Genomic DNA, 13,880 nt, shown 5'->3' with positions numbered 1-13,880 from the left:
AATAAGTCTTTCGAATTGTTGTTTCGTCAGGATTGCATAGAGCCGTTCACGAGGGAACTCGACTCGCGCCGGTTTATGCGCGGCCATCTCAGCGGCTCACTTTGAGTCCTCGGCTTTTTAGCAATTGCCGAATTTAGGTGATAATTTATAGCCGGGAGTGGGCACATGAAACAACGTTTTCCAAGAATATCGGCATTTGGGTTAGCAATCGCCGCTGGCTTGGTCGGTATCTTGGGATTTGTGGCGCTGATGGGCTTGAGCCTGCAGCAAGAGCGCGATAACCACATAGAACACGCGCGTATCGAAACAGCAAATATCGCTCTGGTTCTGGAGGGGCATGCGCTGGCCACCCTACAAAAAATCGATCTGATTCTGAAAAATCTTCAGGGGCATATTCGACCCGAGGACATGCGCAGCAGCCAATTCGATAACGCTGTTGAAAACCATGCTATGCAAGCCTTGCTGCAGGAAAAGGCCAACGATATTCAGCAAGCGGCGGTGATCGAGATCGGCGGAATCCAGATATTCAATACCAACGGCGATTGTATCTACAGTTCTATCGATGCTCAGCCAGCCATCAATGTCACCGACAAAGAAAGCTTTCAATTTCATAGGGATCATCGCCAGACTGGCTTACACATTTCCCCGCCGGAAATATCCCGCACTCTGGGCATCTGGCATATCTCCCTGACCCGGCGTATCGATTTTCCCGACGGCGGCTTTGCCGGATACGTTAACGTCATCGTGCAATTGAGTTCGTTCGAAAGTTTTTACGCGACGTTGAACCTTGGCGAGCACGGCGCGGTGTTACTGCGCGACGAACAGATGAGGCTTTGGGCTCGCCATCCGCATCTGGAAGCCAATCTAGGCAAAACCATGCCTAACCACCCCCTGCACCAATACATCGCCCAGGGTATGACCCACGGCTCCTATCTACAGCCCGGCCCGGGCGATGGCGTCAAACGCCTCTATAGTTTTCGGCGGGTCGGCGATTATCCCTTATACGTGCTGGCCGCCATCGCCGAACAGGATTATCTGGCCGAGTGGTGGAAACATCTGGCCTGGTACGGTACGGCCGGACTCGTCATCTTGATTGCTTCGTTAGTGTTAGCCTTGGTTGCGCGGCACAGCCGTTTGAAATGGCAGAACAACGAAAGAAATTACCGCTACATTATCGAGAATGCACCGGTCGGCATTTTTCAGAGAAATTTTGCAGGTCAGTTTAGCTTTCTGAATCTCACTTTGGCACGCCAATTGGATTGCGACTCCGTCGATACCTTTCTGCAACGGTATGTGCCGGCCGAGAAGCTGTGGGCCGATCTCGATCAATTGAAGTTGTTTTATCAGTTGCTGCAGACAAATAAAGAGGTACGCGGCTTTGAGGCGCAAGCGGTGCTCGTAACCGGGCAAACTAAATGGTTCTCGATGTCCGCTTATCTGGATGAAGAAAACGGACAGATCAACGGTTTTACGCTTGACATTACCGAACGTAAGCAAGTCGAAGAGCAACTCAAAACATCGGAAGAGCGTCTGCGCTTGACGATGGATGTGGCGCAAATCGGCATTTTCGATTGGGACGTCAAAAAGGACAGTTTCGAGATGTCACCGATTTATTTCACCATGCTGGGCTATCAAGCAAAACCCGGCCCCGGTGATCGTAACGAATGGCTGGAGCGCCTCCATCCGGACGACAGAGCCGGCATCGCCGAAAAAATTGCGGCCGTATTGTCGAAACGCGCCAATGCCTACAGTTACGAAGCCAGGATGCGCCATGCCAACGGCAGCTATCGCTGGATCAGTGTTAAAGCATTCTGCGTGCAGCGCGGCGACGACGGCATGGTTAGCCGTATCCTGGGCATACGTATGGACATCACCGACCGCAAACGCTACGAAGTCGAATTGGAACACTACAAAAATCATCTCGAACACCTGGTAAACGAGCGCACGACGGAGTTGTTGGACGCCAGGAAACAAGCCGAAAGTGCCAACCTGGCCAAATCCGATTTCTTGGCGAACATGAGCCACGAGATACGTACCCCGATGAACGCCATCATCGGCCTGACGCAACTGGCACTGGATACCGAGCTGAACCGGAAGCAACACGATTACCTCAGCAAGGTATTGAATTCATCGCGAGCCTTGCTGGGTATTCTGAATGACATTCTCGATTACTCAAAAATCGAAGCCGGGCGCATAGACATTGAGGCCATCGAATTCAGCTTGGAAGACATACTGCGGGCGACGGCAGACTTGTTCTCCATCCGTGCCGATGAAAAAGGCCTAGAGCTGTTCATCGATATAGCACAGGATGTGCCCGATCAGTTGCAGGGCGATCCGCTCCGCCTCAGCCAAATCATTAACAACCTGGTCGGCAACGCCATTAAATTCACCCATCAAGGCGAAGTCCACCTTCGCGTCGAGACGCAGGAAATAACGGACAATGCCATACGCCTGCGTTTTGCGGTAAGAGATACCGGCATCGGCATCACGGCCGAACAAGCCGGCCAACTGTTTCAGCCTTTCGCGCAGGCCGACGCCGGCATCACCCGCAAATTCGGCGGCACCGGCTTGGGGCTAACGATCTCGAAACGCCTGGTGGAATTGATGGCGGGAGAAATCACCCTGGAGAGCGAACCCGAATCCGGCAGTACCTTTGCCTTTACCGTTAGACTAGGCCTGCCGGCCGGTATTTCGTCCAGCGAGCAGACACCGGGCCGGCGTTTGCAGGGTTTATGCCCCATGCGCACCCTGGTGGTTGACGATCAGGAAACTTCACTGACGATACTGCGCTCGATTTTGGAAAGTTGGCAATTCGAAGTGGCGACGGCCGATTCGGGCGAAACAGGTTTACGCTTGTTCGCCGAAGCGGCGCGATGCGGCAAGCCCTTTGAGCTGTTGTTATTGGATTGGAAAATGCCCGGCATGAACGGTCTGGAACTAGCCGAGACCATAGCCCATAACGAGCATAACAGCCGGCCGCCAATATCCATCATGATCACGGCTTATGAGCGCGAGGCGCTGGCCAAGTCGGCCGGCAACATTCCAGTGGACGCGATCATCGCCAAGCCGGTAACGCCCTCCAACCTGCTCAACACCCTGATCCAACTGCAACGAAACGAAACCAGCCAGCCTGTTCCCGCCGCCGAAGTATTCAACGCCACCCGAACCACGCTGGCAGCTATCCGCGGCGCGCGGATTTTGCTGGTCGAGGATAATCAACTCAATCAACAGGTGGCACAGGAATTTCTGATTAAAGGCGGCTTGGCGGTCACGACTGCCAACAATGGCCTGGAGGCCTTGGCATGCCTGGAGAAATCCCATTTCGATGCGGTGTTGATGGACCTGCATATGCCGGTGCTGGATGGTCTGGAGGCCACCCGCAAGATTCGCCAATTGCCGGCGTTAAAGGAATTGCCCATCATTGCCATGACTGCGGCGGCGATGAATCAGGATAAAGAGGCCTGCGTAGCGGCCGGCATGAATGACCACATCGCCAAGCCGGTAGAACCGGAAGAACTCGCCAATGCGCTGGCGAGGTGGATCAAGCCCAAACCCGCTACGGCGCAGCAGGAAAAAGCTGCCGACATTCGCCCGGATGCCAAGGCGATTGCCCAACTCGAGAGCCATCTGCCAGGCGTGGCGGTGCAAGCGGCTTTGGCCCGGCTGGGAGGCAACATCGCCCTTTACCGGCGCCTATTGCTGGCGTTTGCCGAGCAGCATCGGAACGCTGCAACGCTATTGCGCCAACGGCTTGCCAATGGCGATTCGGAGCAACTGTTTTTACTCGCTCACAGCCTGAAAGGCGAGGCCGGCAATTTAGGCCTCGGCGCGCTTCAAGCCTCAGCCGACCGACTGTGCCGGATGCTCAAAGGCGGAGAGGAGAGGAATTTGACGGCGCAAACGGAAATCCTTGCACAGGAATGCGAGGCGGCACTCCTGTTATTGAGTCAGTCATTAGAAGATGCTGACGATAGGCGGCTTGCCTTATCGGTTAATTCAGAAAAACTGTTTAAACATGCCAATCTGCTGCCCGACCTACAGAAATTGCTTCGCCAATTGAAAACTAAGAATCTGGATGCCCGGTATTCGGTCACCGATCTCGCCCACAAGATAGGCGATCATGAACTCGCCTTGGAATTTGCGGAAATTGCGCAAGCGACACAAGAATTGCGCTACGATGCAGCATTGATTGCATTAGAGAAACTCTTAGAGGGCAATAGCTGGACAGACCATGAATAGCCAAGATAAACGACCGAAAATACTGATCGTAGACGACTCCTTAAATAACATCGAGGTGTTGAGCAACATCTTGGGCAAAGGATATAGCACCCGCTTTGCCAGCGATGGCTCCGAGGCTTTGGCGCTGATCGGCCGCGACGCGCCGGACCTGATATTACTGGATGTCGTCATGCCGGTCATCGACGGCTTCGAGGTTTGTAAGCAACTTAAAGCCAACCTCGCGACTCGCGATATTCCGGTGATTTTTCTGACCAGCTTGGATAGCGCCGTGGACGAGGAGTGCGGTCTGTCACTGGGCGCCGAGGATTTTATTCACAAACCGGCATCCGCGCCGGTGGTGTTGGCCCGGGTCCGTAATCATCTGGCCCTGGCCGCCACCAGGCGCGAGCTGAAACAGCATAACGACAATCTTGAGCAATTGGTGGCCGAGCGCACGGCAGAGTTGTTCCGCAAAGACAGGCAGCTAATCGCCGCGCAAAGCTCCATCATCGCGGCTTTTTGTGCGTTGGCGGAGGTCAGGGACAACGAGACCGGCAACCATATACGCCGTACCCAACGATACGTGCAGCTGTTGGCCGAACGGTTGCGCACCAATGCTCGCTACAGTCTCACCGATGGCGACATCGAACTGTTGTTTAAATCCGCGCCTCTGCACGACATCGGCAAGGTTGCCATTCCCGATGCGATACTGCTTAAGCCGGGAAAACTATCGCCGGATGAATGGACGATTATGAAAACGCACTGCGCGGAGGGAAGGTCTGCCATCTTGTCGGCGGCGCGGGATTTTGGCGACAGCGACTGGTCATTTTTAAATTACGCGGTGGAGATCGCTTATTGCCACCATGAAAGATGGGATGGCGCCGGTTATCCGCAAGGGCTTTCCGGAGAGCAAATCCCGCTGAGCGCCCGTTTGATGGCAGTGGCCGACGTTTACGACGCTCTGATCAGCAAACGGGTTTATAAAGAAGCGTATCCCCACGAAGAAGCGGTGCGGTTGATCGCTAAAGGCCGGGGAACGCACTTTGATCCGGATGTCACCGATGCCTTTTTGGCTATCGCCGAGGCATTCGATGAAACCGCTCAGCGCTACAGGGATGTCGGCGACGCCAAGCCTGCCATGGAAACCAAAGCGCATTCGCTATCAGCTAAATCCTGAAAGACATAGCAAAGTTCATCTTGCCGGCACAACAAACGACCGGGATGGAAAAACCCGATTAATGCCAACGTGCATCAAATAGCTTGCTTTCATCCCCTATCCGCGGACAAAAACGGATTGGCTATATGGAAAACCGCGCAGATGGACAATCTGGCTCATTCAGACCTAAAACCCCGCTAAGCCTTGGCCCGCAGGGTATTCAGGTTTGTATGGCCTAATACTTTATGAGTAGTAATCAAAATCCTCTTTTTTCTCTATCTTGAAGCCCGGCTCGACATTGATTTCAATATCCTTGAGTTTGGTTTTTTCCGGGGCCGGCGTAGCGCGTACCTCCTCCATAAACGCCTTGAACCAAGGGGCATTAATCACGCCGGCCATATCGTCGTCTTGCAATATATTTTGTTCGTCGGGCAAACTACCAAATTCCCTGGCGGTTTGCAGTGCGGCCAAGCAGGCGTCGTTATCGCCGCGCAACGCATAAACGCAGGCCAGATTGTAAGCCGCGCTGCCTTTTTGAATGGCGCAGGCCTTCTCGAAAAAATCTTCCGCCAAATCGTAAAGATCCGGCTTCGCGGCCTCGGCGCTGATACGGGCCAATTCCATGAACGCCACGCCGCCGTCTATCGCGGCCCCCAAATAGTTAGGTGAAATCAATAAGCAAAAAGAAAACTTGGAGATGGCGTCTTCGTAAATTTCAACCGCGGCTTTCGGTTCTTGAGTCCGGGCCTCGTGCAATAGCCCAAATCCCCAGTGATACAGCGCTTCGGAGACGATCAAATGGTCGGCAATGACATTAGCAAAGCCTTGATACGCACCCTTGTATAGTTGCTCGGCTTTGCTGCCTTCGCTTTTACGGGCCTGGGCAACTTGCTTGATCGCCGCGTCCAGGGTGGAACGCTTTTTAAATGAACTCAATAGCGACATCGATGAATCCTCACTTCTGTTTTATAAACCGGGTTACGATAAAATAGCTGGGCATACTACAACATCCCAACCGGAAAATGTTAATGAACGACTCTCTCCCCGATCTGGAAAAAGCCAAGGTGAATTTGGAAACCTCGTCCATTCCCTGGGCCGAGTTGCAACGATTTTTCGCGGCCGGCCTGGCAATCTCGGTTGCAAAGGATCTGGATCTGGTAGAAGTGGCTTATCAGTTCTCGCGCGACAACAAGGCGCAAGTTGAGCAATGGCTGGAAGCCGGCCTAATCGGTCATGTTTCGGATCGACAGGCCGGCGAATGGATCAGTGCCAACAGTTCGGTGTGGGCTGTGGTGGTCAGGCCCTGGGTGTTAGTTCAGGCAAATACTTGCGCGCCAGCCAATAATCCACACTGACAAACCGGCCGCCGCCCAGGAAAAACAAAGCCAGCAACATCACGAAATAGGTGGCGGCAAACTCAACCCCGTTATTCAGTATCACCAAGGCGCCGTTCTCGGTCAGCCATTGATAGTCACCCTGCACCTGTAAAATTTCCTTGGCTCGCTCCAGTCGCTCTATCGCGCCTATCGTGCGCTCGGTGGCAAAAATGCCGCTACCGGCCGCAATGGCCAACCAGCCGTTTTGGAGATGCGCGCTCACTGCTGCGACCACCATGATGATCATCAATGGCAAAGTGATAGGCCGGGTGGCAAAACCTAACAGTAAAAACAAGGCACCGACGATTTCAAATAGCGCGACCAGAAACACCAACACATATGGCGCCGGCAAACCCAAGCCCCATTCAGCATTACCGAACCATTCGGCCGTGTCGGAAAAATTGGCAAATTTTTTGGTACCCGCCATCCAAAATACCGGTGCCAAATACAGCCGCAGCAACAGCGGCGCCAAAAAGTCCACGCATTTAGCAGTATCGCAACTGCGTTGCGACAGTTGCATAATCCCCGGTAGTTTATCGATAACCACCGCCATTAACGCAGTAAAAGACGTATTATTCATATTCATTCCCCTCCCCCAATTTTTTATTATGTACCCGCTTTTATGAACATCAGCAGTTCGTGCATTTTTACAGACATTCCAGCTCAGTTGCCAATAGAATTATGCCAAACCTTGTTTAGCAAGCCTACTATTCGCATCGAGCGCATCGTTTCCAAGGGCCATTGCAGCGCGGAAAACGAGTGGTACGATCAAAATCAGGACGAATGGGTGATGTTGTTACAAGGCGCAGCACGGCTGGCATTTGCTCAATCCGCACCTGTCGATCTAAAGCCCGGCGACTATCTGCTGATTCCGGCGCATTGCCGGCATAGGGTGGATTGGACTCATCCGGACATTGAGTCGATATGGCTGGCAATCCATATGTTCGCAGAGCCGGTTGCGGAATAAACCGGCATTCGGGGAGAGACGAATGCCGTGCCCATGACCGGGCACGACAAATCAAATTGATTAGCGGGGCTTGGCCGTTTGCGCACGCGGTTTGCGCGAATTCGGCGCTCGTTTAGCCGACTCCCCTGCCCGGCCATTATGCGGCCGTCTGGCCGCCGGCTTGTTCGGCTGAGCCGGTTTCGGCTGCGGCTTGCTATTGGTCACAGCCAAAGATACCCTCGGATAGCCGGTATCGTCGACTCGCGGAATCTGCCTTTTCAACAGTTTTTCGATGGCAGCCAACAAGTACGCCTCTTCCGGATCAACCAGCGAAATTGCCTGCCCTTCAGCGCCAGCTCGGCCGGTACGGCCGATACGATGCACATAATCTTCCGCTACTTGCGGCAAATCGAAGTTCACCACATGCGGTAATTGATCGATGTCCAGGCCGCGCGCGGCAATGTCGGTGGCAATCAACGCGGTAATGGAGCCGTTTTTAAAATCTTCCAAAGCCCGCACCCGAGCGCCCTGGCTCTTGTCGCCGTGCAAAGCGGCACAACGGATGCCATCCTTGATCAACTGCTTGGCCAAACGATCCGCGCCATGCTTGGTGCGGACGAACACCAACACCTGCTGCCAATGGCCGTTGCCTATCAGGTAGGACAGCAATTCGCGCTTGTATTCACGGTTAATGCCATACACCAGTTGCGAAACGGTATCGGCGGCGGCATTGCGCTTGGCAACAGCGATTTCAACTGGATCGGTGAGGATTTGTTCGGCCAGCGCGCTAATTTCCGGGGCATAGGTCGCGGAAAACAGCAGGTTCTGGCGTTTATTGGGCAGCAAAGCGATGATTCGACGAATATCGCGGATAAAACCCATATCCAGCATTCGGTCGGCTTCGTCGAGCACAAAATGCTCAACTTTTGATAAATCCAGATGCTGTTGTTGAATCAAATCCAGCAAACGGCCGGGCGTGGCGACGACAATATCGGTGCCGCGCTGGATCTTCTGAATCTGCGGGTTGATACTGACGCCGCCAAAAATCGCCTCGGCAAAAAAAGGTAAATGCTTGCCATAGGTTCTGACGCTTTCATAAACCTGCATCGCCAATTCGCGGGTCGGTGTCAAAATCAATACCCGAACCGGCCGCGGCTTTTGCGGAACCGGCTGTCCTTGCAACAACTGCAGCAAAGGCAAGGTAAATCCGGCGGTTTTACCTGTGCCGGTTTGCGCGCCGGCCAGCACATCGCGGCCTTGCAAAATGACCGGAATAGCCTGCGCCTGAATCGGTGTGGGAGTTTCATAGCCTTGTTCGGCAACCGCCTTAAGAAGCTGCTCGGACAAACCCAATTCTGAAAATAACATGCAAAAACCTTATTTTATGCCCGCAATTAACGGGTGTATGAATAGAAAAGATATGGCATGATGGGCACGCCACAGTAGCAAAAACTGACTTTGCACCTACACTAAATCCTCAATAGCATTACCGCAATTCTTCAGCAGAGGCCACAACACATGAGTTTCGAAAAACGAATTCACCGTAGAGTAAAACCTAGAGGCCTGCAGGCCGGCATTATTTTCAATAGCAGAACACCCCGGGAAATTTCGCTGAATGCGGAAATTCTGGACATCAGCTATAGCGGCATCCGGGTTAAGCTTCAAGATCCCATCAGTCCCGATGTTGCCGGCAAAGTTAAAATCACCATGGTATTGCCTGAATCCGGAACGCCGTTCAGTGTACACGGCATTCTGAAACATCAACATGTCGATTCGGAATGCGGCTTACACTACGTAGACCACGTGGAAGGTTCTATCGACGATCTGATGTTTGAATGCGTGGAACTGGACGACACCACCGTGCTGATCAAAACCGCTTAATCGTCATCCCGGCACAAAACGGCACCTGCTCGCCGTAAATCGCTGTCGGCAAGTTAGCTGGTAATCACAAACCGCACCGCATCCAGCCGCAACTGAGTTTCCTGTATGCTTTCGTGCGAGAGCATGGTCATCTCCTTGAGTTGCTCTATTTCCTGCTCCTTGATGCCGGGATTGATCTTTTTCAGCCGCACCAGTCGTTTGATTTCCCCGGTTAGCGTGGCTATCATCAGATTACTGCTTTCCGCTATCAACTTCTGCATTTGCGCACCCGCCAATTGCTCCGCGACTTTGATCATATCCTGAATATGCTGGCGTTGGCTGTTCAAAAACTGGCTGATTTGCGCCTTATCGAAGCTATCGCCGGTCTCGACCAAGCTGTCGTGGCTAATAACAGCCGTTAGATCCTTTTTATTTTGATCGACCAAAACGCGCAGCGGCGTGTGCGGTAAAAATCGGCCGATTTGCAATTCGGCGGGCGCGCTGCATTCCGCAACAAACAACAACTCCAGCAGGAATTGACCGGCTTTCAGTTTTGGATGTTTGACCACGCTGACCGCGGCATTGCCGGTCTCGCTGGATAGCACCAAATCCATGGCCGACAACACCATAGGATGTTCGGCGGTCAAAAATTGCATGTCTTCCCTGGCCAACGCGATGTCTCGGTTGATCGTTACCGTCAAGCCGTCGTCTTGCAGCATCGGAAAATGGGCGATGCGCAGATTTTCGCTGGGCCAGAGGATATGACAATCGCGCGAATGGTCTTCAACATCGACGCCATAACAGTCGAACATCGCTTCCATAAACGGCCACAAACTACCGTCGCGTTCGCCGGCACTGATCTCTTCCACCAAACGCGCGGCTTCTTGCGGCCGGCAAGAATTTAACTCCAACAACAAATCGCGGCCCTTATGCAATTCTTCTTCAACCTGACTGTTCAAGGCCTTGGTGTTGGCGATCAATGCTTCTACTGCCGCCGCATCGCGGCTGAGCAACGCGCTGTCACGCGCATCGCCGAGCAACTTCAAGACTTGTGCGGCACCCGAACAATTATGCCGGAATGCGTCCAGACCCTCGTCGTACCAGCGGAATAATACGTGCTGAGCACTATCGAGCAGATAAGGGATATGAATTTGAATCACATGCTTTTGGCCGATTCGATCCAGGCGACCGATACGCTGCTGCAGCAAATCCGGATTGTCCGGCAAATCAAACAGAAACAGATGACGCACGAATTGAAAATTGCGCCCTTCACTGCCGATCTCGGAGCAAATCAACACTTGCGCCCGGCTCTCTTCGTCGGCGAAAAACGCCGCCGCCCTATCCCGCTCGACGATACTCATGCCTTCATGAAACACTGCGGCGGTATGCCCGACGTGCTGCCGTAATAATTGCTCCAGCTGGATCGCGGTTTCCGCGCGTTTGCAAATCAACAGGGCTTTTTCGTCGCCCAAGGCCTTCAACTGTCCAACCAGCCAATGCAGATAAGGGCTGTTGGCTAAGTCCGCCGTGTCTTCACCTTGCAGCGGATAAGCATGGCGTTGCCGGTCCGGAAAGCCCTGAACAGTTTGCCGAGAGTTTCTGAATAAAATCCGGCCGGTGCCATGATGATCGAGCAACAACTTGATCAACTCTTCCCGGGCATTGGCTTCGCTGTCGTTAACCCGTTGCAGCAGTTTGTCGACATTGTCCTGTTTTAATAAAACTTTCAATTGCTCCTGCTGTTCGGCATCCAGCGCTTCGCCGGAAATCAGCAAATTGGCAAGTCTGGCTACCGGCTCAAACTGGCTTTCTTCGCGCAGGAATTCTTCAAAACGGTAAAAACGATCCGGATCGAGCAAGCGCAAACGCGCAAAATGACTTTCCTTACCTAATTGCTCGGGCGTAGCGGTCAACAGAATCAGGCCGGGAGATGCCAATGCCAATTGCTCGACAAATAAATAGTCGGCACTGGGTGCGTCTTCGCTCCACTCCAGATGATGGGCTTCGTCAACCACCACCAGATCCCAACCTGCATCCAAAGCTTGTTGCTGGCGATGCGGAGAATCGGCAAAGAAGCGCTGGCTACACAGCACTAATTGCTCGCTGAGAAACGGGTTCTCGTCGGGGCTGGCAAAGCAACGGCTTTCGTCGAAAATGCTGAAGCGCAGATTGAAGCGGCGCAGCATCTCCACCAACCATTGATGCAACAGACTTTCCGGTACCAAAATCAACACCCGCTTGCTTAAGCCGTTAATCAAGCGATGTTGGATGATTAAACCGGCTTCGATGGTTTTACCCAAACCCACTTCGTCGGCCAGCATAATGCGCGGCAAGGCGCGGCTGGCGGCTTGATGGGCGATATACAGCTGATGCGGAATCAGCGAAGCCCTAGCGCCCTGCAAGCCTTTGGTCGCGGCTTGTTGGTGCTGTTGCTGGCGCCGCCAGGTTTCATAGCGTAATAAAAACCAGGCCGTCGGGTCGAACTGGCCGGTAAATAAACGATCTTGCGGTTTGTTAAATTGAATATGATGGTTAAGCTCCATCTCATCAATTTGCTGCAACTGACCGTCTTCATCGATACCAATGTAAGTCAACAAGCCATTATGTTGTTGCACCTGTTGCACGCTAATTTTCGCGTAATCCGCCGATTCGATCACGTCGCCTTCGTTGAACTGCACCCGGGTCAACGGCGCGTTATCTCTGGCGTAAACCCGGCGGTCGCCGGTCGCTAAAAATAGCACGGTGACACGGTTAAACTCGGTGTCTATGACCATACCCAAACCGAGTTCCGATTCGGTATTACTAATCCAGCGTTGGCCGGGAATAAACTCATTCATGTTTTGATTCTTGGAAATTTGATTCGACTTTAAAAGCGCCGTGTAAAGCGGCTGGGATGATATGAAAAGCCGATTAATTCATGATTAATTGGTCGAGGAAAAAGCATCGAGAATTTCAGCAACGCTTGAAAACATGGTTAAATTTAGCAGAACACGCCTATTTTCAATGCACTAAAACTCATCATTTTCAGGAATGCCATGGCAAAGCCCGTCACTCCCTTATTAGCCGCCGATATTTTGATCGAACTGATCGACCACCCCCAGCGCCCCTTCGTGTTGATAGAGCGGAAATATCCGCCCTATGGCTGGGCAGTACCCGGCGGGTTTGTCGATGTCGGCGAAACAATTGAGCACGCGGCCATCCGCGAAGCCAAGGAAGAAACCTGTCTGGATGTGGAACTAACCGTACTGCTGGGCCTTTACTCCAATCCGCAACGCGACCCACGCAACCACACCGTCACCGCCGTCTATCTGGCGCAAGCGCACGGCACACCGATGGCGGCCGACGATGCTAAAAACTTTGGTTTATTCAACTTCGACAATCTGCCCAGCCTGTTGGCTTTCGATCACGCTCAGGTTATCGCGGATTACCGGCATTATAAACTGACTGGCGAGGTAACGCCGCTAAGAATATAAGACTTAGCTGATTCAGCGGCGTGCAGACAAGATTTAAGGCCTGATCAGCCTTTCAGACCCAACACATCCTGCATATCGAACAGTCCATTCGGTTTGTCCGCTAACCAAGCCGCTGCTCTTACCGCACCATTGGCAAAGGTCATACGGCTGCTGGCTTTGTGAGTGATTTCCACGCGTTCGCCCTCGTCGGCAAACATTACCGTATGCTCGCCGACTATATCGCCGGCCCGAATCGTGGAAAAGCCGATGGTTTTGCGGTCGCGCGCGCCGGTATCGCCTTCGCGACCATAGATGGCGCAGTCTTTCAGATCCCGCCCCAAGGCGGCGGCAACCACTTCTCCCATCCGCAACGCGGTTCCGGATGGTGCATCCACTTTGTGACGGTGATGCGCTTCAATCACTTCGATGTCGGTGTAGTCACCCATCACCTTGGCGGTCATTTCCAGCAACTTTAAGGACAGATTCACGCCAACGCTGAAGTTCGGCGCGATGACTATTGCGACATCCTTTGCCGCTTCGGCAATCGCGGCTTTTTGCGCATCGCTGTAACCGGTGGTGCCGATCACTATTTTTTTTCCCGCCTGCCGACAGATTTCGATGTAATCCATCGACGCATCGGGCCGGGTGAAATCGATCAATACGTCAAATTTTTCAGTCAGAGCAGCCAAGTCGTCGCAGACCTGAATACCTGCCGCCGACACACCGGTAAGTTCACCGGCATCCTTGCCCAGCGCCAAGCTATCCGGGCGGGATACCGCCACCGTCAACTCGGCGTTTTCCGCCGCCAACGCGGCTTTAAGCAAACATAAACCCATGCGCCCGGAAGCACCCACTACCGCAATCCGCACCAT

Annotated in this window: 11 protein-coding genes; 6 read left to right on the top strand and 5 right to left on the bottom strand. The window is 53.1% G+C overall.

Features of this window, described 5'->3' with window-relative positions; genetic code table 11:
• The first annotated feature begins 165 nt into the window (after positions 1-165).
• Both ACMXD4_RS06765 and ACMXD4_RS06760 read left to right on the top strand, forming a co-directional pair.
• Positions 166-4,239, top strand: a complete 4,074-nt coding sequence (locus ACMXD4_RS06765) for a response regulator (protein WP_415880249.1) — start codon at positions 166-168, stop codon at positions 4,237-4,239.
• Positions 4,232-5,395, top strand: a complete 1,164-nt coding sequence (locus tag ACMXD4_RS06760) for an HD domain-containing phosphohydrolase (protein ID WP_415880248.1) — start codon at positions 4,232-4,234, stop codon at positions 5,393-5,395. The genes ACMXD4_RS06765 and ACMXD4_RS06760 overlap by 8 nt, the downstream gene beginning before the upstream one ends.
• 222 nt (positions 5,396-5,617) lie before the next feature.
• On the opposite strand, the gene ACMXD4_RS06755 is transcribed toward ACMXD4_RS06760, so the two are convergent.
• Positions 5,618-6,319 carry a TPR end-of-group domain-containing protein gene (locus ACMXD4_RS06755; protein ID WP_415880247.1) on the bottom strand — a complete coding sequence of 234 codons (702 nt, stop codon included), beginning with the start codon at positions 6,317-6,319 and terminating at the stop codon, positions 5,618-5,620.
• Between the two features lie 83 nt (positions 6,320-6,402).
• Between ACMXD4_RS06755 and ACMXD4_RS06750 the strand changes: the two genes are divergently transcribed.
• A complete protein-coding gene (locus ACMXD4_RS06750; RefSeq protein WP_415880246.1) occupies positions 6,403-6,729 on the top strand; it encodes a DUF2288 domain-containing protein in 327 nt (108 codons plus the stop codon).
• Here ACMXD4_RS06750 and ACMXD4_RS06745 read toward each other — a convergent pair.
• A complete protein-coding gene (locus tag ACMXD4_RS06745; protein WP_415880245.1) occupies positions 6,671-7,330 on the bottom strand; it encodes a DoxX family protein in 660 nt (219 codons plus the stop codon). The two genes, ACMXD4_RS06750 and ACMXD4_RS06745, sit on opposite strands and share 59 nt — an antisense overlap.
• Before the next feature lie 42 nt (positions 7,331-7,372).
• Between ACMXD4_RS06745 and ACMXD4_RS06740 the strand changes: the two genes are divergently transcribed.
• Complete coding sequence (locus ACMXD4_RS06740) at positions 7,373-7,717, top strand: cupin domain-containing protein (protein WP_415880244.1); 345 nt, start codon at positions 7,373-7,375, stop codon at positions 7,715-7,717.
• Between the two features lie 60 nt (positions 7,718-7,777).
• Here the strand turns inward: ACMXD4_RS06740 and ACMXD4_RS06735 are convergent, their stop codons facing one another.
• On the bottom strand, positions 7,778-9,064 hold the full coding sequence (locus tag ACMXD4_RS06735; RefSeq protein WP_415880243.1) for a DEAD/DEAH box helicase: 1,287 nt from the start codon (positions 9,062-9,064) through the stop codon (positions 7,778-7,780).
• 150 nt (positions 9,065-9,214) lie between these two features.
• Between ACMXD4_RS06735 and ACMXD4_RS06730 the strand changes: the two genes are divergently transcribed.
• Positions 9,215-9,577 carry a PilZ domain-containing protein gene (locus tag ACMXD4_RS06730; protein WP_033155569.1) on the top strand — a complete coding sequence of 121 codons (363 nt, stop codon included), beginning with the start codon at positions 9,215-9,217 and terminating at the stop codon, positions 9,575-9,577.
• A gap of 53 nt (positions 9,578-9,630) precedes the next feature.
• On the opposite strand, the gene rapA is transcribed toward ACMXD4_RS06730, so the two are convergent.
• On the bottom strand, positions 9,631-12,393 hold the full coding sequence (gene rapA / locus ACMXD4_RS06725) for an RNA polymerase-associated protein RapA (RefSeq protein ID WP_415880242.1): 2,763 nt from the start codon (positions 12,391-12,393) through the stop codon (positions 9,631-9,633).
• A gap of 198 nt (positions 12,394-12,591) precedes the next feature.
• Between rapA and ACMXD4_RS06720 the strand changes: the two genes are divergently transcribed.
• Positions 12,592-13,029 carry an NUDIX domain-containing protein gene (locus ACMXD4_RS06720; protein ID WP_415880241.1) on the top strand — a complete coding sequence of 146 codons (438 nt, stop codon included), beginning with the start codon at positions 12,592-12,594 and terminating at the stop codon, positions 13,027-13,029.
• 44 nt (positions 13,030-13,073) lie between these two features.
• Here ACMXD4_RS06720 and dapB read toward each other — a convergent pair whose 3' ends face one another.
• The gene (dapB, locus tag ACMXD4_RS06715; protein WP_415880240.1) at positions 13,074-13,880 is read right to left on the bottom strand and encodes a 4-hydroxy-tetrahydrodipicolinate reductase; all 807 of its coding nucleotides are present in this window, start codon (positions 13,878-13,880) and stop codon (positions 13,074-13,076) included.

The sequence above is a fragment of the Methylomonas sp. TEB genome, from assembly GCF_047777895.1.
GTDB lineage: Bacteria > Pseudomonadota > Gammaproteobacteria > Methylococcales > Methylomonadaceae > Methylomonas.
The sequence above is the reverse complement of the archived record's forward strand: the minus strand, read 5'-3'. Positions and strand labels throughout refer to the sequence as shown.